The organism is Ignavibacteriales bacterium (assembly GCA_026390595.1).
In the GTDB taxonomy this organism is placed as follows: domain Bacteria; phylum Bacteroidota; class Ignavibacteria; order UBA10030; family UBA10030; genus UBA9647.
This window is the reverse complement of the sequence record JAPLFQ010000020.1, coordinates 198,361-222,702: the sequence shown is the minus strand read 5'-3', so window position 1 is coordinate 222,702 and position 24,342 is coordinate 198,361. Positions and strand designations below refer to the sequence as shown.

Here is a 24,342-nt window from a genome sequence, read left to right as displayed (position 1 = left end):
TGATAGTCTCTCAATATTCCTGTATCGTCCAGTTAGTTGCAGCCTTGTCGTGAACTGCGGATACCCGGTACCATCAGAGATTGGACCAGCACATGAATGCACTGTACCTCCTGCTTGTAGCCCTCTGCGTCATGGTCATTGCCTACCGTTACTACAGCGCCTTCATCGCAGCGAAAGTAATAGCGCTCGATGATACGCGCGTAACACCCGCGCACGAACTGAACGACGGTCAGAATTTCCATCCGACGAACAAATGGGTCTTGTTCGGACACCACTTCGCGGCCATCGCTGGAGCGGGCCCGCTGATCGGACCTGTCCTGGCTGCACAGTTCGGATATCTACCGGGTTTCCTCTGGCTGGTGATTGGTGTTGTCTTCGCGGGGGCAGTACACGATTTTGTCATCCTCGGGGCCTCGATACGGCGAAAGGGGCGGTCGCTGGCAAGCATCGCGAGATTTGAGATCAGTCCTCTTGCGGGGACCGTTGGATCCATCGCCATCCTGATTATTGTGATTATAGCACTCTCCGGCCTCGGTCTGGCCGTGGTGAATGCGCTGCGGGAGAGTTCCTGGGGAACGTTCACCATTGCGATGACGATTCCAATCGCGCTCTTTGTCGGTCTCTGGATGAACAAGATTCGTCCCGGCAAGATTACTGAAGCAAGCATCATCGGCGTCGTGAGCGTGGTGGCATGTGTTCTGCTCGGGAGTCTGATTCCGGGTTCATTCCTCGAACCGTACTTTACCCTCTCGAAGGAGGGGATCATCATCGCGATGGCCATTTATGGGTTCATCGCGTCTGTGCTTCCCGTCTGGCTGCTGCTGGCGCCCCGTGATTACCTGAGTTCCTACATGAAAATCGGTACGGTCGCAGCCCTTGTGATCGGAGTGTTCATCGTGGCGCCGCATCTGAAAATGGAGGCTGTGTCACAATATATCCACGGAGGCGGGCCGATCATCCCTGGCAAGATCTACCCGTTCATGTTCATCACAATCGCATGCGGCGCCATATCCGGATTCCATTCGCTCGTCTCTTCGGGGACAACGCCGAAAATGCTGAACAAGGAATCGGACGCCCGGATGATCGGGTACGGGAGCATGTTGATGGAAGGGCTGGTGGGTATCATCGCTTTGATAGCCGCCTGCTCACTCTGGCCTGCAGACTACTATGCGATTAACCTCTCACCGGAGAAGTTCAAGGCTCTTGGCATGACTGTCGTGAATCTCCCGGAACTCCAGAACGAAGTCGGGGAAATCGTGGCCGGCAGACCCGGAGGAGCCGTTTCGCTCGCAGTCGGCTTTGCTCAGATCTTCTCAGCAATCCCGGGCATGAAGGGGCTCATGTCTTTCTGGTATCACTTCGCGATCATGTTTGAAGCGCTCTTCATCCTGACGACGATTGATGCCGGGACCCGCATCGCGAGGTTTCTTGTGCAGGAGTTTGTCGGAAGAGTCTGGAAACCTTTTGAGCGCACAGACTGGATACCCGGAGCGTATCTCTCCACGGCTGTTGTCGTCTTCGCCTGGGCGTACTTCATCTGGGCCGGCAGTATCAGCACGATCTGGCCGATGTTCGGGACCGCAAACCAGCTTCTTGCCGGTGTGGCGTTGGCGGTCGCCTCATCTGCGATCATCAACGCGGGAAAAGTGCGCTATGTCTGGGTGACGATGATTCCAATGTTTTTCGTTTCCATCACGACGCTCGTGGCTGGATGGTACAACATTTTCGACAACTATCTCCCTTTGACTGAGAAGCCCGCCACAGCCATGCAAGGATACGTGAACAGTACATTGACCGTGATCATCATGACTTGCGCTGTGATTGTCATGGTCGAGGCTTTCCGGCGCTGGTACAAGGTCCTTGTCAAGCACGAGAACTTCACTGCCCAGGAAATGATCTTTGCCACAGAAAAGGTCACGCATCTTCCGGGTGGCGGCTGCTGCTGAGTGCCAATGATTGGGCGCTCGTTGCGTTGTCAGACAGTTAGACTGTCGGACATGAGCCTTCTTCGGCAGTTCAACTGTCGAAGAACCGATGATTGACCTTTCGCCATTGAGAATTTGTTCTTCCCCCGGCCATCCGCAACTTTTGACTCGATCCCTCGTACACACCCGAAGGCACCACGAACGTGCCGCCTGTTTTCACAGAAGATACAACCCTTCACCGTGAAAGAACCCGAATTACTCGCTGCAAGTGCACCAACCACGCAAGTCGGCATGATCTCTTTCGATGCACATCTCCAGATTCTCAAGTCGGATTGTTCCTCATTGTGGCAAAACACATCGATGGCTTTGCCGTGGTGTGGCAGGGAGTACAACGAGGAAGAACAGCAGGCGACCGAAGCAAGGGTGGAGGAGTCAATCCTCGCTGAAAAGGATATCGACGTGAACTCCGAAGAAGCGATGGCTCAGTTGCAGCGCATGAAGTCATCGGTGCGAAATATGGTCGTTCGATCGATGGACCCCGGGCGCCGCGCGGAGACAGACGAGATGCTGGGGGAGTTCTCGGATGCGGGTGACGAATTTGCGCGGCGGGCGCACTCATTTGATCCCGACCTCCAGGTCGAGGACCTCTTCCAGGCGCTTCGCAACTTGTGGATCTTGAACAGTATGCAGGCCGGGTTCGGCCTGCCGGTGCGGGTTACTCCGTCCGGAGTAGCATACAGCCTCCTCTATCCGTATTCGGATAACTTTCTTGATGATCCGGTGGTCACTGGAGAAGAGAAACGGGAGTTCAGTAAAAGATTCAGACTCCGGCTTTCAGGGTACAGCGTTCCGGCCCCTTCGAGACTCGAGGCGAAGATATCGGATCTCGTGGAGATGATAGAATCAGAATTCCCCCGATCGTCCTTTCCGGATGTCTTCGAGAGCCTGCTCGCAATTCATGCAGGCCAGGAGAAGAGCCTTCGTCAACACTCATCGTCGAAACGGTGGACGGAATCGGACCTGATGGACATCAGTATCGAGAAGGGAGGGACGTCTGTTCTGGCGGACGCTTACCTCGCCAAGGGTTATCTCTCTCTGGAAAATGCCGCGTTCTCATTCGGTTACGGTGTGTTCCTCCAGCTCATCGACGATTTGCAGGATGTGGAAGAGGATCTTAGAAACGGTCACCAAACTCTTTTCACGCTCGCTGCCTCCATGGGGACCCTTGACGCGGCGGCGAATCGGCTTCATGCGTTTACGGACGTCGTCCTCACGTTGGGCAGTCCCCGTGTTTTCCGTAACGCCGATACGTTGACAGAACTGGTGCGACGGAGTTGCCGGTTCCTGATTCTGGAATCGATAGCCCGATGCCCGCGACTGTTCAGCGAGACGTATTCCAGAAATATGGAACGGTACTCGCCGATGAGGTTTTCGCGGATACGCTGGGTGCATGAGAAAATGAAGGCGAATCAGGTGAGAGTGCGGAAGGCGCTGAAGAACAAACGCGTCTTTACGGTAATTGCAGCGTGTGTGTGATGATAAGCAGGTGCAGTTCCTGATCACTGCCTCATGAAACCCTGCGTTGTTACTCGAATGACATCCTCTGTCCAATGCGTCGGATCCAGCCTGCAGCCCAATCTAGTTCCGTTCTCGGTCTGCTGATCTCAAATCAATCCGTGTGCGTGGCGTGAGATTTGTGTATCCAGGTTCCGGGGCGAACGGGTCTTACAGGAAAGCGTAGAGGTTGATTCCGGGGAGAAAGAGCGTATAGAGTGTCCAAAGAACGAAACCAATCACGAGCGGAACGCTGATGTTGTCATCGATGGTAGTCGACATGGATTCAGTGACTGCCCCCGCGGCCGCTGCGATGATTCCCAGGACGTATTCCATCGGCAATCGTTCGATCTTCGGTGCGAGGAGAACCACAACGAGAGCAGAAACAAAGAATCCTGTCGCCCCTTCGAGAGACTTCTGAAAAAATCGATGCTTGCCAAACCGCCTTCCCACCAGGGCCGAAGTGATGTCCGAGATAATCAGGATTGCAAAGGCGTTAATGGTGATGATCTTTGGAAAGATCATCACGCAGACGATTGCCGACAGCAGGATATTCGTCGCCCCTGTCAGTCGTTTCGATTTGGAGTCTGACTCGTGCCTGCGCAGAAGCCAGCCGAACCAACGATAGAACCAGGCCTGCGTGGGCTCGTGATAGAATCTCGCGAGATCGACGATAAAGAACGCGAGAAAAACCGGCGCCAGGATCTCCAGGGCGCGTTCTCTCGAAATGAAGTAGTAGACAGTGGGGATGGAAAGCGAACAGAGGTGGATAAGCTTCCGGATGAATTCGGATTTGTACTCAATCGTCGCCTTCGCGTGAAGGAGCTCCGATTCAGGCAACTTGCGAATCGGAGCGTCCTGCACTTTCAAAGGGGATTCGCTCATGCGGTTTTCTTTGGCTTGCCGTTGTCGATTGCCTGCTCGGTCTTGGGCTGGGCAGGCTGGCTGGTCTTTGCCGCATCTGCTTCAGGCTCGCCGTTCTTACGCCGGTCAACCGGAGGCAGTTCTTCGCCCCGGATAATTCTGTCGATTTCGTCTGAATCGAGTATCTCGCGTTCGAGCAGGGCATTGGAAAGCCGGTGGAGCGTCTCGAGATCTTCGCGCAGAATCTTCTCGGACCGCTTCATCGCCACCGTAACGATCTTCCGGACTTCCAGATCAATTGCGATCGCCGTATTCTCGCTGAAGTTTCTGGTTTTCGTGATCTCGCGTCCGAGGAACAGCTCTTCTTCCTTCGCTCCGTATGCCAGAGGTCCGAGTTTCTCGCTCATCCCCCATTCACACACCATCTTCCGGGCGATTTCGGTCGCGCGCTCGATGTCATTGCCGGCGCCAGTCGTCAACTGGTTGAAGATAAGCCTCTCGGCCGCTCGTCCACCCAGTGCGTAGGTGATCATCGCATCCAGGTATTCTTTCGAGTAGGTGTGCTTTTCGTCGATCGGGAGATACGTCGTGACGCCAAGTGCGCGGCCGCGCGGGATGATCGTCACCTTGTGCACAGGGTCGGCATCGGGCAGATGTCTTGCGACAAGCACGTGCCCCGACTCGTGGTATGCGGTGACGCGCTTTTCGCGGTCGGAGATGATGAGGCTTTTCCGTTCCATCCCCATCATGACTTTGTCTTTTGCCGCTTCAAAATGCAGCATCGAGACAACCTTGCAGTTCTGTCGGGCCGCGAGAAGCGCGGCTTCGTTCGCGAGATTTGCGATGTCCGCACCGGAGAGCCCGGGCGTTCCTTTCGCGAGCACCTCGAGTTTCACGTCTTCGGCGAGCGGGATATTCTTCGTGTGGACTCTGAAAATCCCCTCACGCCCCTTGACGTCTGGTCTGTCCACGACGACCTGCCGATCGAACCGGCCGGGCCGGAGAAGCGCCGGATCCAGCACATCGGGTCGGTTTGTCGCGGCGATGATAATGACTCCGCTGTTCTGCTCGAAGCCGTCCATCTCCACGAGCAGCTGATTCAAAGTCTGTTCCCGCTCGTCGTGTCCGCCGCCAAGACCTGCACCGCGGTGACGGCCGACTGCATCGATTTCGTCGATGAAGATGATGCACGGCGCGCTCTTTTTCCCCTGCTCAAACAAGTCTCTCACGCGCGACGCTCCAACACCGACGAACATCTCGACGAAGTCTGCGCCGCTGATGGAGAAGAACGGTACGCCTGCCTCACCGGCGACCGCACGGGCGAGAAGAGTCTTGCCGGTGCCCGGAGGGCCGAGGAGCAGGACGCCCCGTGGAATCTTGCCGCCAAGGCGCTGGAATTTCGATGGCTCTTTGAGGAATTCAATGATCTCCTGGAGCTCCATTTTCGCTTCATCTGCCCCGGCAACGTCCATAAAGGTCACTTTCGACATCCCTTCGGTAAGCAGTTTCGCTCTGCTCTTTCCGAAGCTGAATAGCCCCTTGGTGCCGCCTGCACCGGCCTGCATACGCCTAAAAATAATCAGCCAGATGCCAATCAGCAGAATCCAGGGAAGCGTGGATATCAGCAAACTTGTCCACGTGCTGTCTTCCTTGACGACGTTGAATTTGAGCTCCTTCTTCGTCCAGATGCCGATAACTTCTTCGTTGATGGAGGAGTAGGGAAGCGTCAGCCAGACCCGGGTGGCCCCCAGAACGCGCTTTTCGTTCGAGGTCGTGATCTCTGAGGGTTCTTTGAGCTTGCCGTGGAAATCGTAGTTGTTGAAATCCGACTTCTTTATCAGGGCCTCTGAGATCTTCCCGTCGTTCAGAAGCTTCTGGTACATTGTGAAGTTGATTTCGTATTCGGTTTCCTCTGTCTGCTTGAACGCGAGCATGATCAGATAGACAGCCAGCAGAATACCAAGCCAGCCGGCGATCATCCGCCCCACTTTGTTCCAGTTGAAATCGTCTTCCCGGACCGGTTTAGGCCCTTTCTTGGGGAGTTTCGGAGGAGGATTGCGCCGCTTCATGCCCCCGTCCTTCTGCTTGTCATCTGATGGTTCTTCACTATACCATTGATAATTCATACACTTCGCTCCTTCAAACTCATCGCCACGGTTGCCGGAATTATTCCTGCGGGGCGAGCCGATAAATACTCTTCAAGTTACGAACTTTTTGCGCATAGTCCAAGCCGTAGCCGATCACGAATTCGGGTGGAATCTCAAATCCCACATAATCAATGGGGAAATCAACCTTCGCCACCGACTTCTTGAGCAACAATGTCACAACGCTGAACGACGCAGGATTCTCTTTCATCACAATTTTCTTCATGAAGTCGATCGAGATTCCCGAATCTACAACGTCTTCCACAACGATGATGTCTCGGCCGCTGACCTGGCAGTTGAGGTCTTTGAGCAAACGGACCTGGCCCGACGATATCTTCGCGTCGCCATAGCTCGAAAGCTTGAGAAAATCGACCTCGCAATCGATCGTGATCTCGCGTATGAGATCGGCAAAGAAAATGAAAGACCCATTCAAAATGCCAATGAAAATGGGCACCTTGCCGCGGTAGTCGCTGTTGAGCCGCACGGCGAGTTCTTTCACCCTGGCTTTGATCTGTTCTTCTGAAAGATACAGGGCAAACCGGTCGTTGTTGATCGTGATCTCGTTGGCCATTATTATACAGTCGATTTTAGTGAGCGAATATTGTAGATCCAAACTCGAGCCTGATAACGCTCTGGGTCCGATCTGTGACTTTGAACCTGTCATCCAGCCGCATCCCGCAAATCCACACGATGTCGCCGTTCGATTCGAGAATCGGGATTTCCTTCTTCTGGAGAAGCGAAATCTTCCGATCGACGAAGTAGTCACTCAGTTTCTTGCGGGCGTGCAGGCCCAGCGGCATAAACCAGTCGCCTTCTTCCCATGACCGCACGAGAAGCTGGTCGCCCAGCTTGCCGGCATCAACGAACTCAACGCCGGAAGCAGCCCCGAGAGTTTCCGGCGGGGGAATCGGAAGGCTCAAGGAAAAGCGGAAATCGCGAAAAACATAACTCTTGCCGATTGAGACTTGCTCGTGGAGCAGTGTCTCCTTTTGCGGGCGGACGAATGTAAGCTGTTCCCTGTCACGATACACGTGAAGAGTCTTGGAAAGCTGCAACTGGCTCCCGGTTCTCAGATCGCAGAGCTCGAGCAGTCTCAGGATTTTTTCCGAATCGACCTCGGATTCAAGCCTTCGCAATACCTCCAGGACGATTCCCTCCTGTAGATACTCAGGTTTCGATCGTAGCTTTGCGATGTCGAGCAGCGTCGCTCCCTGTTGGTCCTGCGTGAGCACGCCAGGGAGTACTAGCCGAACCTCCGCTGTCAGCAAATCGTCCAACTGCCTCATAAGTCGTGACATCCGATTCAGCGAGGAGACTACGTCGAATGCACCTGATGACTCCAGGATTGGAATCACGTTATGCCGAAGGTAGTTTCGCCTGTACTCGACAGACTCATTCGAGGAATCTGTGCGATACCCGATGTTTCGGATCCGGGCATATTCTTCGATGTCTTTGCGCCGGGCAAACAGGAGAGGCCGAATGACGGCGCCGGCCTCGCGTCTGACCGGAATGCCCGCCAGACCGCGGATGCCGGTACCTCGAAGAGTATTCAGCAGAACTGTTTCAGCGTTGTCGTCCGCTTGGTGGGCGGTTGCGACGGATCGTGCATCAACCCCTTGCCGTGCACGCTCGAGGCATTCATACCTCAGCTGGCGCCCAGCCTCCTGCTTGGAAAGGTGCGCGCTGTGTGCGAAGTCGATGATATTCACCCGCTCTGCAGAACATGGAATCCTGAGAGACTCTGCCAGGTTTCGGACGAACGCCTCGTCGCCGTCGGATTCTTCTCCGCGCAGTTGATGATTGACATGAGCGACAGTCAACGTGAGATTCCATTGAGGGCGGAGATCTGCGAAGAGATACGTCATGACAGTTGAATCGATGCCGCCGCTCACTGCGAGCACAATCGAATCGCCCGGCTGCACAAGTCCCGACGACTTCAGGAAATGGGCAAACTGGATCTCAAGAACATGGTGCTGCTGGTTCACCCGAACCCCTTATAAGAAGAATTCTTGACCCCGATCTTCCAGGGTCAAGAATTCATGTGACTTCTTTGCCGCGGGGCCGGTGTCAAGTCTGTGGCGGGATGACACCCGGAATCCCCGCTCTCAGCAAAACCGAGAACTCAAGTACACTCTGGATTTGAAATTACGAAAACAGTTGCGCATCTGCAAGCGGTGTTTGGCAGGCGGAGTCAGTAACGGTTCCAGTTGGCCTCGCCAGCCATTTGGTGAGTATGATTCCCTGCAAAGAGTGCTACCATTTAGGAAGAAAGTCCCGATTCCAGTTTTGTGTACCACGAGTACGTAGTTTAGGTCACCCTATCTCGGGTACGCCTCCGATTGCTTGTTGCAGATCAAATGACTAGTTTGGCATATGATGAACTCAATCTCAAGGTCGTAGGATCCCGTCCGGCGAAATATTTCCGGCTTCTTCTATGGTGATTCATTCGTAGAAACCAGATTTTCGGAAGCGCCGTTAAGCATATCTGTGAGGATCTATGAAGAAGAAAACAAGTCCTAATCGATCTGCCGTCAAGAAAAACAAAAGCACACGTGAACGCAATTCCTCAAATAATTCATTTTATGTTGTCGGTATCGGCGCATCCGCAGGCGGATTGGAGGCTCTCGAAAGATTTTTCCAGCATATGACCGAGAATTCTGGCATGGCGTTTATCGTAGTGTCCCATTTGGATCCAAATCATGTAAGTATCATGCCGGAATTGCTTCAGAAATCTACCAGGATGAAATTATTCCAAGCTGAAGATGGAATGACGGTTGAACCCAACCATGTCTATGTCGCACCGGCCAATAGAGATCTGGCTATACTTCACGGAACCATTCAATTGATTGAACCTCTTGAAGCGCATGGATTCCGGCTTCCAATTGATTTCTTCTTCAAATCCCTTTCAGCAGATTGCGGCGACAAAGCTATTTGTATTATCCTCTCCGGAATGGCTTCTGACGGTACTGCCGGGTTAAAGGCAGTGAAGGGTGAGTTAGGAATGGTCATGGTCCAGGATCCAAAATCGGCAAGATTTGACGGTATGCCAAGCAGCGCCGTCAAAACCGGACTAGCCGATTACATCCTTCCGCCTGAAGAAATGCCGGATCAGTTGATGAGATATACCTCCCAAACAGTCAAAGGTGCTCTGTTACATAGAGAAACTGCTGATGGCAAAATTCCCGATGCATTTCAAAAAATCTTTATACTTCTCAGAACTCATACTGGTCACGACTTCTCACGCTACAAACAAAACACGATCTTCCGGCGCATAGAAAGAAGAATGAATGTCTCTTTGTTAGACACTCTTCCCAATTATGTCCGGCTGCTTCAGGAACATCCCGCAGAAATTGAAAACTTGTTTAAGGAGCTTCTGATTGGGGTGACAGCGTTTTTCAGAGATCCCGAATCTTTTGAGAAATTGAAAAAGATATTGTTGGAGGTAGTGCAAAGCAAGCCGGATGGTGGTCAGATAAGAATGTGGGTCCCGGGATGTTATACCGGCGAAGAAGCATACTCCGTTGCAATTGTGTTACGAGAGTGCATGAATGAAGCGAGGAAGAATCTAAACGTGCAAATATTTGCAACAGATATTGACAATAACGCAATTGAGAGAGCACGCATCGGCACATTCTCCGGGATTGCGTCCGATGTGAGTAAAGAACGTTTGGACCGTTTCTTTTCTTCCGAGGGAAATCTATTTCATATTCGAAAAGAAATCAGGGAAATGCTGGTCTTTGCTCCGCAGAGCATCATAAAAGATCCCCCATTCACCAAACTCGATCTGATCTCCTGCCGCAACCTTCTAATCTATTTGAATGCCGAACTGCAGAAACAGATAATCCCGCTGCTCCATTACAGTCTCTTGCCTCATGGAATACTGTTTCTCGGTTCATCGGAAACTATCGGCGAGTTTGTCGATTTATTTTCAGTGGCAGATAAGAAATGGAAGCTCTACAAAAGAAGAGATTCCATTTACTCGGTGAGACCGTACATGGAATTCCCGGTCTCAAGGTCGGAAGGGAAAGCTCACGGGACCATTATGAAGACTAACGAAATACAAAACATTACTCAGCTAGCGGAACAAGTTATCCTGCAAAACTACTCTCCCAATTGCGTGATCACAACAGCGAATGGAGATATAGTATATATCCACGGAAGAACCGGCAAGTACCTTGAGCTCACTCACGGCGAAGCGAAGATGAATATTATCGAAATGGCCCGCGATGGATTGCAGCAAGAGCTTCCGGTGTTGATGAGAAAAGTGTTGTCAGGCAAGAAGTCGCTCACCGCCGAAGGGATCAAAGTAAAAACCAACGGCAGCACTCAGGTAATAAATCTTACGGTGAAGCCGATCAAAGAGCCCAAGGAGATGCTCGGTTCACTCCTGGTGATTTTTGAAGAAGCCTTACCGTCAAAACTACTGTCGGCTTCCAAGCGCATTCATTACGATAAGAAATCGGGAAAGCATATTGAAGGACTTGAGCGCGAATTAAGATCTACGAAAGAAAACCTGCGGTCAACCATTGAAGAATTGGAAACGTCCAATGAGGAACTTAAGTCGACCAATGAAGAGATGCAATCAACCAACGAGGAGATGCAAAGTTCAAATGAAGAATTGGAAACTTCCAAAGAAGAATTGCAGTCGCTCAACGAAGAATTAATTACAGTCAACACCGAGCTTCAGAACAAGAATGACGAACTTTCGGGTATCAATAATGATATGAAAAACCTGATGGAAAGCATCGGTATGCCGACCATCTTCCTGGATGCCAAGTTGCGTGTTAAGAAATTTACGTTCCACGCAACGAAGATTGTGAACCTGATTGCGTCCGACATTGGAAGACCAATAACCGATATAGCTACGAATCTCAAGTATGGCAAGCTGATTGAGGATGCAAAAGAAGTCCTGAGAACTCTTGAGTGTAAAGAAATTGAGCTGCAAACCAATGACGGTCTCTGGTATCAGATGAGGATCTTGCCGTACCGTACAACAAGCAATGTTATTGACGGCGTCGTGGTTACGTTTTCAGATATTAGCAATGCGAAAGCGGCCTACGAAAAGATAAATAGGTTGAACCAGGGCATTCAGCATGCACGTGAGTATGCAGATAATATCGTTGCTACCGTGAGGGAGTCGCTTCTCGTTCTTGACAAAGACTTAAGAGTTGTCTCAGCAAACCGTTCTTTCTATAGAACGTTCAATACTGCCAGCGAAACAACTGTCGGGAAAAGTATATTTGAACTTGACAATGCAAAGTGGGAGATACCTCAACTGCGGGAACTTCTTGAGGAGATTCTTCCCAGGCAGAATGTTTTTGAGGATGTTGAGATCGATTACAATTTTGTCAATGGAGGCAGAAAGAAACTGCTTGTGAACGCTCGCCAGATGTTCCACGGGAAAAAAAGGACCAAGCTCATCCTTCTTGCAATCCAGTGCCCAAGCATACCATAAAAAGGTGCAAAAAATGAATCAAGCTAAAAATAAATCAAAAGCGAAGATCGCTAGAACAGCGAAGGTACAAAGGCAACGAAGGCCGAAAAAACCGGCTGTTGGAAAGAATGAAGAGGTTGAGAAGCTGATACATTTGCTCCAGGTGAATCAAATCGAACTGGAACATCAGAACCAGGAGCTTCGAATTGCGGAACAAGAATTAGAGGTATCGAGAAATAAATATGTGAACCTCTTTGATTTTTCACCAATCCCTTACTTCGTTCTGGGCGTGGATGGTGTAACGAAGGAGGTCAATGTATCTGCAAGTACAATGTTCGGCGTTGATCGAAGTAAATTAGTCGGTAAGCACTTTATTGCGTATGTCCCGCTGGATGAGCGGGATGTCTTTAATGCTTTTGTCAAATCCGTCTTCACCTCTCCCGTAAAACAATCCTGCAAAATGAAAGTCTTCACAAAAGACAAAGTGGTTCGCCATGTCCAATTAGAAGGTGTAAAGTTGGATAACATATTCGAACCAGACCAGCAATGCCACATCGCGATAATTGACTTGACGGAATACAAGCAATCGTAGGATGAAAACGCGAGTCGCATGGTCTAAGGGAAACAAAAGTTCTTCCTTTCGGGCTCATCCGGCTTCGACTGTGCACGTGTTTCTAATTGGCACAAAAAAACGGGGCTGACCCAGTACTTATGGGACAGCCCCGTTGCGTTTGTAGCGGGGGGGGGATTCGAACCCTCGACCTACGGCTTATGATTCCGACGCTCTAACCAACTGAGCTACCCCGCCAACACTATTGTCGATTTACAATTGCCGATTGCGCGTGTTTCACTTTATCCGCCTTCTGGATTCCGCCTATCAGCGGGATTAGAAGCGCGGAACCGCCGTTTCTTGCCGGGGTCGACCGAAAGCTGATTGTCCATTCCATTAGAAACAAAAAATGACCCTTGGAAGGTCAATCATCAGATGAACTCTAGGGATCAATGAACAGTTCAAGGTACGTCAGAAGGCTCAAAAAATCAAGCGGAAATTCTCCTGGCAGCGGTTCGGGAATGGTTGGCAGGTTGAGCGGGGTACTCGAGCCTTGCAGTCTCCGGAGCAAATGGATCGAAGGATAGAATGGTTTCTAGCCCAGGAAAAGTCTTCAGCTTTTCCAACGGTGTCTTCCCGTTGAGGCTGGCCATTGCGCGGTTGTTGTTGTGAAAATACAGAAAAGTGATCACCTCGCCGACAAGTTCGGGAATAGCCGGCAGCCGATGGGAACTTCCGGCTTGATGGACAAACGTGAGATGATCGAAGACCGAAAAAAGATCGTCCTCCGAACGGTCTGCGATAAGAATATGAAGGATGCCCTGTGCTTCGAGGTGATTGGTGAACCGTTGGACCGGAGAGAGAAGGGGGTCTACCCAGAACGGGGCCACAGTCGTCGTCCTGATCCGGGAAATGCCGAACGGGATTCTCCTTTGAACGAAGTCAAGGAAATCTGCCGCACAGGCAAATGACGAAGTGAGGTAGATCCTGGCTATCTGGAGGTGTGTACATGCATCGAATGCCGAGAACAGTATCGGCTGTGTGTCGGCGACCTGAACGGAGAGAGGCGCCGCGTCCAAATAAACAAGTGCTCCGGGTTTGGGAGCCAGCCGAACAAGCTTCGATGCCAGCCGCACCATCTTTGCTTCGCCCAGAGCGCCGCCTGAAAGCTGCCCTCCGTTCCCATCCGCCCGCGATTGAACTGTTCCAGGAAGAGTAACCATATGTTCCTCCCTCCAATTCGTCACTCCCGGCTTCCCCGCACATGCTGCTACCATTCCTGTGCCAGAGCAGAAGATCTGGATTCGAGCGATCGGTAGAGACCGGGGTGAGGCAATCCATCGCCAAGGGCCGGGCCCGGATGAACTTTCCGCAAGCCCGATGTGCATGATGGCCGGGTTGTGCGGACTCTGAAGTTTGTACAATCTACACGGTTTGAAACAATCCCGGTTCTCCTTGATTTTTCCTGTGTCACTGGATATATTCAATTCCACGGATATCGCCGGAAGGTCCCATTCAATCAGGCTCCCAAGGTAATCTTACCGGATGGTTCTCGAACGGAATCCGAATGTGGTGATCAACAGTCATCCCGCTTTCGGGCGTTCGCTCAGAATGTGGTTGCTCCTGTGGCGCGACGCTGTTCGACATTTCCTTAATCCAAGGGATATCACGCGGAACGAGAAGTGTGAGCTCCTTGTTCGAATGGGGGGGCTGAAAGTGTCCCTATGTCTGTTCTCGAGGTCGGGGACGGAACGTGAAACCGGGCATTTCATCGGGCAAGCCGGCTGTGCGTATGCCATGTGCCAAATTACAAAAAGGGGAGACTATGAAAGCTATTCTGCTTCTCTGTTCGCTGTTTCTGTTCTCCTGCGGCACGCCAGAGAAAAAAGAGCCCGCAACGTTTCCTGCTCAGGAAATTGCACGGATCGAGGAACGCATCTCTTCGTTGTATGCCGGACTCTCCCGGGCCTACAATGGGGGCTCAGTCAATACGGACAGCCTGTTTGATGCATACTACGAGAAGGATGTCCGTTATGTCACAGCCTGGGGATGGACGGAGCCTCTGGATTCGACGAAATCGCGCCTTCGCAATGCCGTGTACCACGTCAAGGATTTCACATATCGCATAGAAAGCATGCAAGTCAAGCCGTACTCAGGCGTCGCATACGCCTTCTTTGTCCTCCGGCAAAACTATCGGGTCGACGGTAGCCCTCTCGAAGAATACCTTCCCACGACGCTGGTGCTGGAGCGCCATGGACCGGATTGGAAAATCGTGCACGCTCACCGGTCTACCGACTACGAAACGATCAGGCAATACGTCGCGATGCAACAGAAACGCGAGAACAAAAAATAGCTGCAGGTTGTGTCTGTGTCAGCGTGGCGTAGAACAACAGACGCCGGCTGAGACGCATATCCAGGCGAATCCCAACCCGCTTCGGTCTGGACGAATCGAAAGACGCCGGAAGTCCTTTTCAGACGACAGAATGGTAGCGCAGTCATGAAAGCAACATCTGGTTATTATAGAGTGCATCTGGGAACAATCGTGGCATCCCTATTCATCACGGTCTTGGGCTGCTCACGCACGACGGAGCTCACGGCGGTCGAACGGGAGAAGCTCGATCCTCAGTTGATAATGCTGCTGCGCGGCGATGCCATTGCGGATTCGGATCTCGACGTCGGTATCCGCAAGGATGGAAGCAAGGAGTATGGAATCATCATCAGATCAAAAAACGCTGAAGAAATCAGGAAAGCCGGGATTCAGATCGGAAGTACTTTCAGTGATGTCATAACCGCCCGAGTGACAATTCCGGAGCTCAAGAGAGTCCTGAGCCTGGAATCAGTTCGTGCCGTCCAGGCAAGCTCGAAGAACCATCCACAATAACGCTGAAGCGATAAAGGAAGCACGTCGATGTTCAGGAGATCGTTGCTCGCTGGTGTATTGTTGTATTCATTTTGTTTGACGGCTGCCGTTGGTCAATCACTCCAGTCGCTCATTGCTGAGAAACTCCATCCGGCATTCCAGGCTCTTGTCGCCGGGGAGGTGGCCGGACCGTTGCTCAAGGTAACAGCCTCAGGCCCATCCGAAGCTGTGAGAGAATCCGAGATTCGCTACGATGTCATTATCACGACAACGAATGCCGATGCCGTTCGGGCGAGCGGAATCCACATCAACTCGGTCATTGACAGGTTTGCCACAGCGGTGGTGACACGGCAGGATCTGGTGAAATTGATCCAGCTGAATGACGTGGCCTACCTGGATCCGGGATCGACGAACTATCCTATGACCGATCTCAGTGTTCCGGAAACGGGGGCCAATCTTTTGCAGAGCGGTTTCCTGAAGAATACGCGGTATACGGGCAAGGGCGTGATCGTGGTGATCTATGATACGGGAATTGACTGGAAGCATCTCGATTTCCGTGATCCGGCGGACCCGACGAAGTCCCGCATCCTCGCGATTTGGGATCAGTCACTGTCCCCTGTATCAGGTGAGTCGTCACCAGGTGGTTTCAGCTACGGCGTCGAGTATACGAAACAGCAGATCGAAGCAGAGCTCGGGATCAGTCCTCCCGCTTTCGTGCGTGAGATAGATATGGCGGGGCATGGCACTCACGTTGCAGGGACGGCCGCCGGCAACGGCGCTTCCTATTTCCGGCGATACGTCGGCATGGCGCCGGAGGCCGACATCATTGTGGTCAAAGGGGGAGACGAGTCGTTTTCTGAATCGAAGATGATCGATGGGCTCACGTACGCGGCCGGCAAGGCAAGCGGACTGGGAAAACCCGTTGTGGTCAACTGGAGCATCGGCGGGCACGCGGGGCCGCATGACGGAACGCGCGCCTATGAGCTGAAGATAAATGATTTCGTGAAGTCAGCGGGAAGAGTTGTCACGGTCTCCGCCGGCAATGAAGGGGACCAGATCATGCACATCGGCGGAACAATCAGCTCCGGCGGGACGACGTCGATCTCCGTGAAAGTACCTTCCCTGTACACGCCAAAAAGCGGAACAGACAACGACAAATTCGAACTCGATGTGTGGTTCAACAGCAGTGTGAGTCTCACGGCGACCGTGACCTCTCCGAACGGCATTACATATTCCGTGAACTCCTCACAGGTATCGGGGACTGCCCCGAACGCGAGCGACGGCACCATTGAGTTGTTCAACCAGGTGAGCAGCTTGAACCAGAACCGAGCAATCCAGCTTTTTGTCCGTGACAAGACAACGAGCGTGCCGAAATCTGGTACATGGACTCTCTCGCTCTCCTCGCCCTCTGCATCAGCAGCGTTCGATGCCTGGCTTTCTTCCGCGAGCGTCGGAGATTCTACCGTCACGATTATCAACGGTAATGCAAACAAGACCGTTGCGATGCCGGCGACCGCAGAAGGAGCGATTACCGTTGCTTCGTACGTCACAAAATGGAACTGGACGTCATCAGACGGCAATGGCTGGACGTATAATAACACGGTGAATCGGACGTCCAATATCTCGGATTTCAGCAGCATTGGTCCGACTGCCGACGGCCGTCAAAAACCCGATCTCGCTGCTCCGGGTCAGGGTATTGCTTCTTCACTCTCGAGTGCGTTTTCAGGCTCGACGACCAGGATCATGCCTGGACTCGGCGCTTATCTTCTCCAGGGGACAAGTATGGCGTCGCCGCACGTTGCGGGAGCCGCTGCGTTATTGCTTCAGATCTCGCCCTCCCTCAGCGCACAACAAATCAAATCGTTCCTCACAAGCACCGCGGCGACAGACTCGTACACGACTTCGGTACCCAATGTGTCATGGGGATATGGAAAGATGGATGTGCTGAAGGCTGCCGTGCAGGCGATCAATTCGCAGGCAGCGGTTCAGAGACAGACAGTTGCATACGATAATGAGGGCGCGAACCAGATCCTACAGCCCTACCTGACCGGATCAACGAAGTATGCTCTCCGGTTTACGCCTGCTATCACAGGCCAGCTTACCGGGATGCAGGTGAACCTGACAACTGTCGCCAACCGGCCGCTGCAGGGGACGGGTCCGCTTGTGTGTGAAGTTTGGTCAAACGTGTCGGGAAGCGTCGGAGGTATCCCGGGATCAAAACTCGGGACCACGGTGCTACAGCCATTTGCCCGGCTGTCACCCGGGACGAACAACTACGTTGATATGACTGCTGCAGGGGTCACCGTGGCTGCCGGCCAGGACTACCAACTGGTCATTTCAGTTTCGAACCCGCAAGATACTGTGAAACTGAGGACTGATAACGTCACACCGGTGACAAACCGATCCTCGTACTACGACGGCGCAAGTGCAAAATGGATCAACCTTGTGGCCACGAACTCAGGAGCGAACGTTCAGCAGAACATCCGGATCCGGGCGATGGTCACATCAGTGTCAGGATTGGTATCGGTCGAGCCGCACGCTTCAGTGCCGAATACGTTTGAGCTCCAACAGAATTATCCGAATCCTTTCAACCCGACGACGACGATCCGGTACAGCGTTCCCGTGCAGGGCCGCGTCCGGCTTCGCGTATTCGATCTGATCGGAAGAGAAGTAGCGGCGTTGGTAGATGAAGACGAGGTCTCTGGGAATTATGTCGTCGATTGGCATGGGACAGACAATTTTGGTTCCCCATTGGCAAGCGGTGTGTATTTCTACAAGCTGGAGGGTTCAGGACGGCAAGTGACGAAGAAGATGCTGCTGCTGAAATAAAATCGGATGCAGCAAGTGGAGTACAAATAAAACGTCCCGGCGAGATCGTCGGGACGTTTGTTTTGAGAAACGAGAAGGTGATGATTACATTGCCTCTTCCAGCATTGTGCGTTGAGCACGGCGGATGGCTTTCACTTTCTTCATACGCTTCTTCACTGATGGCTTGGTGAAAAACGTTCGCTTCTTGAATTCTTTCAGAATGCCGGAGCGTTCATACTTTTTCTTGAAACGACGGATAGCGCGGTCGATGGGTTCGTTTTCACCAATGATAATTCCGACCAGAGAAATCACCTCCTTACAGTAGCGGCGTCCAGCGGCTAGGCCTGAACTGGAACACTCTCGATAATTTCGGGTTCTGCCGATTGCGGCATGTTTTCAATCAATCTCCGTTCGCCAAGTTTCTCGAACGTAACCGTGATGGACTGCATGCCGGCGGAGATCTTTTGTTTCGCGATTACTTTTCCTACATCGTCCCACTCTTCGTGATAGATTTCCTGACCAATCTTGAATACAAGCCCTCGTGAATAGGTGACACAGGTCGATTTCTCTATCTTGGATTGCTCGCCTTTTTTCAGCGCGGGTGTGGGCTTATCGAGAAGGGCGCTGTGCTTGCATCGGGTGCATCGATACCATGCCTTTGCGGCCGGCACTTCGCTCCCCTCGGTTTGCATCTCTCCCACGAGCTCCATTTTTGTCGTCTTCCGACAATAAGCACATTCGTACGTCATGTACTTTGTCTTCGCCATCGCACACTCCTTCACAATGTGAATCAAGGGAGAAAATCGTCCCGAGGTGATGTCGCCGCCAGGTAAGCTGAACTGCAAGCGAGAGGGTTGCGGACAACTTCGTATCTAGAGATAAGATACGGAAAAGATCGTAGCTAGTCAAGACCGATTGTGCACCACTTCGAACGCCCGAGAGCTCAATCCTCCCGAAATGCTGAGGTTTTCGTGGTCGCTATCATGACAGTCAGTAAATGCTTGCCTCTACCAACGAATGAAAAGGCCCTACGAGCAACCACGCAAAATGTTTGTGCTGAGCGGTCAGAGCTTAGCCTGCCTGTCTCAAGATGTTTTTCAGTGGAGTGCGCCAACTCTTTCCCGAAGAATGTGATCATGCTCAAGTAGAATTCCGTGAAGAATTGTATATTGGGTGGCCAATCAGCCTCGAGTTCGGCTCTAGGTCAGCAGATCCGTGCAGCAGTTCACATGGACAGATCACAAGATCAGGGAGAATTACGCTCGTGCAAGAATCCGCGGAATCGCAGACCCATCTTTCAGGTTCGTTCAATTCAGACTTCAAAGCCGTCCCGACCTCACGACTTCTTTTTGATGCGCGACTCTGGCTGCTGGTTGCGGCATTTGTGGTGGTCGGAGTTTTCAGCCTCAACGACACAATGCTGTACACTCCTGACTGCCCGCGGTATCTCATCTGGGCCAGGTCGCTGGCAGCGTTCGAAGGATTCAAGGACACGAGCAATCCGGATCCTTCATTGTATGTTGTGCACGCGCCTTTCTATCCGCTCCTGCTCGCGCCTTTGGCATGGTTCTTCGGCAACATCATCATCCCAGCGAAAGTTGTCACCATCCTTTTCGGCGCTGCGTTGATTGTTCTCTTTTATGTCTGGGCGGCAAAACGATCGGGGAAGACCTGGGCTCTAGTGGGGGCTTTCTTCCTGGCGTTGAACCCGCTGATACTCTTGTTCTCGACCCACGTGCTCTCAGACATTCCGTTCACGGTCTTCATCATCCTCTTCTTCATGCTGGCGGAAAAAATGTCCGACGCGCCGGAGGAGGAACGATGGGGTTGGATGTTCGTCGTGGTCCTCACGCTGGGCATTTTCTTGCGCGAGGTTGGATTGACTCTGCTTCTAGGAGCCCTCAGTTACTTGCTGCTCAGGAAGGAATACCGCCGTCTCCTCCTGGTCTTCACGATTCCGATGCTCTTCTACATGATCTGGTATTTCCGGAATGAAGTGTACATCGCGGGAATCGAGAATCCTCCGATGAGGAACATGAAGATCTTTCTGAGCCATGCCTTCACAGGAGGGGGAGCGAGCCTGGTCGATGAATTTCTCGCGCGTCTCCGTATCAACATCGCGGTGTACCTGAATCAGGCGAAAGGGCTTATCCTCTTCCCGCAGTACCTTGGGCGGCTGTTTCCCGTCGTGACGCCTTCGAACCCGATGATGAGCGGAATGATGACGGTCCTCGGCTACGCCCAGTATCCCCTTGTGCTCCTTCAGTACGGGCTCTTTGCGTGGGGAGTGGTTGTGACCTTCAGGACGATGAAGACGATGCTGCTCGTCATCCTGTTTTCATTCTTCTACTTGATGATGGTTCTGCTCTACCCGATCAACGACCTTCGGTTCCTGGTTCCGATACTCGTTCTCGTCCTATACTTTGCGGCCGCAGGCGGACAAGACGTCGCCGCCCGGCTGGCGCGTCTGCGAAGCAACCGGCGGGTCGTCTTCGCGTCGGCTGCGTTCTTGGGTATCCTCCTGGCCATTCCAAACGGAGTGTGGACCTACAACTATGTCGCCAACAACAGGGTGTATGTTGGAAATCTGAATGAAACATCAAAGCCGTTTCTGGTGGGAGCCCGAACGCCCGAGCTCTACGTGCGGCCGATCTCTCTCATCGGAGAATGGATCGGACGTCAGCGCGATTCGTCGACCACCGTGCTGGCGCGCTGGAAAGAACTGACGTTCTGGATCAACGGCAGGAAGATGCTGGATACGGACCCGCTTCTGTCGCTGACGCTGTTTGAAGGGTTACTGCGTGACTACAATGTTGGCTACATCGTCTCCCTGATCACCGATCCCGGGATCCGTGAGTTCGAGTTCCAGATGCTCCAGTCAAAGAAGTTCGGATTCACGCCCGTCTATCGTGCGGGGAACCTCGAAGTAATCCAGGTCCATCATCTGTATCGTCACATGCCGGATGCCGTGAACGCCGATCTGCGAAAACTCGTCAAGCCGCTGGCGTGGGTCTCCGATCGCGAGCAGGAAGCACGGGGGCTCTTCCGCGAAGGGATTGAACTGCTCGAGTCGGACCGGCACCAGGAAGCGGTAAACATGTTTCATGCTCTGCTCGAAATGACGCGGGGTTCCGGATATATGGCGCTCTTCAAAGGCATCGCGCTGGAATTCGGCGGCCAGTATGATGAGGCCATGGCATTGTACGATCGATTCCGCTACCAGCCGCAGGCGGGACCTTTCGTGAGGCACGCATGGTTCCACCAGATGTTGATCACCGAAAGCCGGAAGGCGGAAGTTGATACCGGCAAGACATCCAAGGCGATGACATATCACAAGATCTCCGCAGGGTACTGGGATCTTGGATTCCACAAGCATGCCTTCGACGTGCTCCAGCTGGGCCTCCAGGCCGACTCCGCATTTGCACCCGGACTGATTTTTGGAATGTACTATTCCCTCGAACTTGGTGATACGACGGGAGCCCGTACATTCTCATCCCGCACGCAGCTGGCCGATTCGAACCACATCATGAACAAACCGGTGCGCAGGATTTTCGCACTGATGGACTCAACGCGGATGGCGAAGACAGTGGAGAAGAGAATCGGCTATGAACTGAGCCTTGCAACGATTTACTATAACATCGGGCTGCGGGAATTGTCGATCGATCAGTCGCTTGCGATACTCCAGAGGGACCCCAAAAACGCGGGCGCCCTGGAGCTGCTCGCGCAATGCTATGATGCCAAGGAGAGGAACTGGCCGGCGATTCAGATTCTCGAGAGGCTACTCGCCGTCAAGCCGGACAGTCCGGTCGCCCGGCAAAAGTTGGCGGAGCTCAAAAGTCACCTGAACTAGACGTGATCATTGGAATGCTGTACAGAAGCCGTTTCAAAAAACTTCAAGCAGAGGAGCGAGAAGAACAGAACTGAACCAGCGTCATAGTGCCTTTGCGATATCGCTGTGCGAAAATCCGGCCGCGAGATGTTTTCCTGAGGCTGGCTCTCAATCAATGAAGATCATTTCTTCGTCCCAGTTCCCGCTGGAAGCGCTCCCTGAGCATCTCCATTCACGTCCCCCGCTGCAAGTCCAACGACATCGTTGATGACATCCTGATTGCTGATCGCGACTGAACTGGATGCCGCTGAGAACACCCAGTCTCCCTTCGCGAACGAAGATACGGCGCCCGCATAGCGAAGCATGATCTGCAGCGCATCTGCAGCGTTGATCTTCCCGTCGCTATTCACGTCTGCAGCGAGCCGTTGAATCGTTGTGAGCGGATAGGTGAGGCTGTCCACACTGAAGAGTGCTGCCTTCAACGCGTCGGCAGCATTTGTGTACTGCGTCGGATGCCCGCCTGACTTGGCGAAACTACATGTGTATGTTCCGATCGGAATTGAACTCAGTGTGAATACGCCCTGGGCGTTCGATGCTCCGCTTGAAGCGGGCGAGGTGGCAGACGAGAACGACGCAGTCACCCCTTGAACGGCAGGACCACTGGAACTGCCGTAACGGACTGTTCCTGAGATGTCGAACCGGATGCGAAGGGTTGTGAGATTTCGTGTCAGGGACCAACCGCTCGCTCCTCCGGCGTTCGAAGCTGAGACCCGCCAATAGTACTTTGTCCCGTCTGTCAATGGTCCGATTTGCCGGCTCGGTGTCGTCAGCGTTGAATCGTCTATCAGAACTGGTACGAATGTCGCGCTCGCAGACACTTGCAGCCGATACGTTGTTGCGTTGCCGATGTTGTTCCAGGTCAGCGTTGGAGTGGCGGCGACTCCGGTGGATCCGTCTGCCGGAGACATGAGCGAAGGGGCAGCCGGCTTGGGCGTGAGGTATCCGGAAAAATCGACCCGGCCGATGGAAGAGTTCTCCCGCTGGTCGTAAATCAGCGAGTCGATGATGTTCGCATCGGTCGTACCCCAGTTGTTGAATCGAGCGGAGAGCGATAGAGAATTCTGGTTGTAGATGTTGTATTTCCCGTTGTTGCTGATGGTGTTGCGACCCGGGCTGCTTAGTGTTCCCCCTCCGAGGTCGGGCTGATTCGCGGGAGAAGTCCAGCTTGTCACCACGCCATAGCGGCCATTCCAGGTGATCTCGTTGTCGTGTATGGAGGCTGAGGCGGCACCGTAGAGCGAAATGCCGCTATTGAAATGCTGGATGACATTTCCGTAGATGTCGGCAAAGGCGCTCCATCCGTTGAAGGAAATGCCCGCCGTTGTCAAAAGACTTGGAATTGCGTAGCTGGAGTCCTTCACCATCCCCGCAAAACGGTTGTTTCGTATAACAAGCTCGGCCCGATGTCCGGTTTGATAACCGAAGACTCTGATTCCCTGCCCCCAATACGAGAGCCTTGACCCGAAGAATGTCGAGTTCTCGATTGTCCCCTCATTGTATTGTGATGTGTCGGCCGGGTAGTCTCGCCCAAGGAATGTGGGAATGTCATGTACGTTTGGTCTGACATCGATGATGTGATCGATCTGCGCACCAGCAGTCAGACGACTGATCGAAAACCGGGCGTTCATGAGTAGCACACCGATATCGGAGCTGATCCCGACCAGATTCGAGGTGCTATCGACCATAACTCGATCACCGCCGTTGAGGGACGAAATGGTGACGCTGTCGATGGTCAGCCGCCCGTTGATCGCCGCGATACTCACGTTAGAAAACAGGACGAAGGCGCATTGGGTGAGAGTCGTCGTCGCGTTTCTGGCTATCAGCCCTCTTTTCCCGAACCCGTTCTGCGCCTCGCCGAAGAACTGGATCCCTTTGATGGTTACCGTTGCGGTGTCTATGATGAGAGCAGTCGAGTCCGGGCCCGCCGGCGTTTCGACAATGACCGTCTTGTCTTGACCCGCCCCAATGAGTGTCAGGTTCTTCTTCAGCACCAGTTGTTCAGCATAGGTGCCTCTGCCGATCAGAATCGTATCGCCGGCGGAAGCGCCTTTCACGGCATCGGATATTGTCGGGTATGCTCCCGGCACAATGCGGGTGGTTTGAGCGAAAAGAAGCCCAGACCAGGCAAGCACCAATATCATGGTCGCCCGAATCTTCATCACTACTCGCTGAGTCAATTATCGAGAAGGACGAGATGGCAAACATCTTCGTCCAAATCTATTGGGGGAACTTCCGGATTTCCTGTCGAAAAGACAACAACCAAATGGCGTTTTGAGTTCTGGGATGATGAGGGGGGAGGCAGGTTCACAGGCCG

Annotated in this window: 16 protein-coding genes, 1 tRNA gene and 2 pseudogenes; 10 read left to right on the top strand and 9 right to left on the bottom strand. The window is 52.9% G+C overall.

The features are described from left to right. The first annotated feature begins 92 nt into the window (after positions 1-92). Together NTU47_09050 and NTU47_09045 are read left to right on the top strand one after the other, a co-directional pair. A complete protein-coding gene (locus NTU47_09050; GenBank protein MCX6133943.1) occupies positions 93-1,946 on the top strand; it encodes a carbon starvation protein A in 1,854 nt (617 codons plus the stop codon). 270 nt (positions 1,947-2,216) lie between these two features. Further along, on the top strand, positions 2,217-3,461 hold the full coding sequence (locus NTU47_09045; GenBank protein MCX6133942.1) for a class 1 isoprenoid biosynthesis enzyme: 1,245 nt from the start codon (positions 2,217-2,219) through the stop codon (positions 3,459-3,461). 189 nt (positions 3,462-3,650) lie between these two features. On the opposite strand, the gene NTU47_09040 is transcribed toward NTU47_09045, so the two are convergent. The 4 genes from NTU47_09040 to tilS all read right to left on the bottom strand — a co-directional run bounded on the left by NTU47_09040 (position 3,651) and on the right by tilS (position 8,472). Then, the gene (locus NTU47_09040; protein MCX6133941.1) at positions 3,651-4,364 is read right to left on the bottom strand and encodes a dolichol kinase; all 714 of its coding nucleotides are present in this window, start codon (positions 4,362-4,364) and stop codon (positions 3,651-3,653) included. Then, positions 4,361-6,412: an ATP-dependent zinc metalloprotease FtsH gene (gene ftsH, locus NTU47_09035; protein MCX6133940.1), complete on the bottom strand. Its 2,052-nt coding sequence runs from the start codon at positions 6,410-6,412 to the stop codon at positions 4,361-4,363. The genes NTU47_09040 and ftsH overlap by 4 nt, the downstream gene beginning before the upstream one ends. A 97-nt stretch (positions 6,413-6,509) precedes the next feature. Further along, positions 6,510-7,058, bottom strand: a complete 549-nt coding sequence (gene hpt / locus NTU47_09030) for a hypoxanthine phosphoribosyltransferase (GenBank protein ID MCX6133939.1) — start codon at positions 7,056-7,058, stop codon at positions 6,510-6,512. Between the two features lie 16 nt (positions 7,059-7,074). Next, positions 7,075-8,472 (bottom strand): tRNA lysidine(34) synthetase TilS, encoded by a 1,398-nt coding sequence (gene tilS, locus NTU47_09025; GenBank protein ID MCX6133938.1) that lies wholly within the window; start codon positions 8,470-8,472, stop codon positions 7,075-7,077. A 512-nt stretch (positions 8,473-8,984) separates the two neighbouring features. On the opposite strand from tilS, the gene NTU47_09020 reads away from it, so the two are divergent. Together NTU47_09020 and NTU47_09015 are read left to right on the top strand one after the other, a co-directional pair. After that, positions 8,985-11,942, top strand: coding sequence for a PAS domain-containing protein (locus NTU47_09020; GenBank protein MCX6133937.1), 2,958 nt, complete (start codon positions 8,985-8,987; stop codon positions 11,940-11,942). A gap of 13 nt (positions 11,943-11,955) precedes the next feature. After that, positions 11,956-12,513, top strand: a complete 558-nt coding sequence (locus NTU47_09015; protein MCX6133936.1) for a PAS domain-containing protein — start codon at positions 11,956-11,958, stop codon at positions 12,511-12,513. 142 nt (positions 12,514-12,655) lie between these two features. On the opposite strand, the gene NTU47_09010 is transcribed toward NTU47_09015, so the two are convergent. Then, positions 12,656-12,729, bottom strand: a tRNA-Met gene (locus NTU47_09010). A 230-nt stretch (positions 12,730-12,959) separates the two neighbouring features. Beyond that, the gene (locus NTU47_09005; protein ID MCX6133935.1) at positions 12,960-13,694 is read right to left on the bottom strand and encodes a hypothetical protein; all 735 of its coding nucleotides are present in this window, start codon (positions 13,692-13,694) and stop codon (positions 12,960-12,962) included. A 602-nt stretch (positions 13,695-14,296) separates the two neighbouring features. Between NTU47_09005 and NTU47_09000 the strand changes: the two genes are divergently transcribed. The 5 genes and pseudogenes from NTU47_09000 (at position 14,297) to NTU47_08980 (ending at position 18,160) form a co-directional block, all read left to right on the top strand. Then, positions 14,297-14,824 carry a nuclear transport factor 2 family protein gene (locus tag NTU47_09000; protein ID MCX6133934.1) on the top strand — a complete coding sequence of 176 codons (528 nt, stop codon included), beginning with the start codon at positions 14,297-14,299 and terminating at the stop codon, positions 14,822-14,824. A gap of 144 nt (positions 14,825-14,968) precedes the next feature. Beyond that, positions 14,969-15,352: a hypothetical protein gene (locus tag NTU47_08995; protein ID MCX6133933.1), complete on the top strand. Its 384-nt coding sequence runs from the start codon at positions 14,969-14,971 to the stop codon at positions 15,350-15,352. Positions 15,353-15,751: 399 nt separating this feature from the next. Further along, positions 15,752-16,450 (top strand): annotated as a pseudogene (locus NTU47_08990) (S8 family serine peptidase). Continuing rightward, a pseudogene (locus NTU47_08985) lies at positions 16,439-17,251 on the top strand (S8 family serine peptidase). Before NTU47_08990 ends, NTU47_08985 begins: the two co-directional pseudogenes overlap by 12 nt. 576 nt (positions 17,252-17,827) lie before the next feature. Continuing rightward, positions 17,828-18,160 (top strand): T9SS type A sorting domain-containing protein, encoded by a 333-nt coding sequence (locus NTU47_08980; GenBank protein ID MCX6133932.1) that lies wholly within the window; start codon positions 17,828-17,830, stop codon positions 18,158-18,160. Positions 18,161-18,244: 84 nt separating this feature from the next. Here NTU47_08980 and rpsU read toward each other — a convergent pair whose 3' ends face one another. Together rpsU and NTU47_08970 are read right to left on the bottom strand one after the other, a co-directional pair. Next, positions 18,245-18,451 carry a 30S ribosomal protein S21 gene (gene rpsU, locus NTU47_08975; protein MCX6133931.1) on the bottom strand — a complete coding sequence of 69 codons (207 nt, stop codon included), beginning with the start codon at positions 18,449-18,451 and terminating at the stop codon, positions 18,245-18,247. Between the two features lie 26 nt (positions 18,452-18,477). Further along, positions 18,478-18,906: a hypothetical protein gene (locus NTU47_08970; GenBank protein MCX6133930.1), complete on the bottom strand. Its 429-nt coding sequence runs from the start codon at positions 18,904-18,906 to the stop codon at positions 18,478-18,480. A 497-nt stretch (positions 18,907-19,403) separates the two neighbouring features. On the opposite strand from NTU47_08970, the gene NTU47_08965 reads away from it, so the two are divergent. Further along, complete coding sequence (locus NTU47_08965; GenBank protein MCX6133929.1) at positions 19,404-21,989, top strand: glycosyltransferase family 39 protein; 2,586 nt, start codon at positions 19,404-19,406, stop codon at positions 21,987-21,989. Between the two features lie 161 nt (positions 21,990-22,150). Here NTU47_08965 and NTU47_08960 read toward each other — a convergent pair whose 3' ends face one another. Beyond that, on the bottom strand, positions 22,151-24,187 hold the full coding sequence (locus NTU47_08960; GenBank protein MCX6133928.1) for a pectinesterase family protein: 2,037 nt from the start codon (positions 24,185-24,187) through the stop codon (positions 22,151-22,153). Between the last annotated feature and the right edge of the window lie 155 nt (positions 24,188-24,342).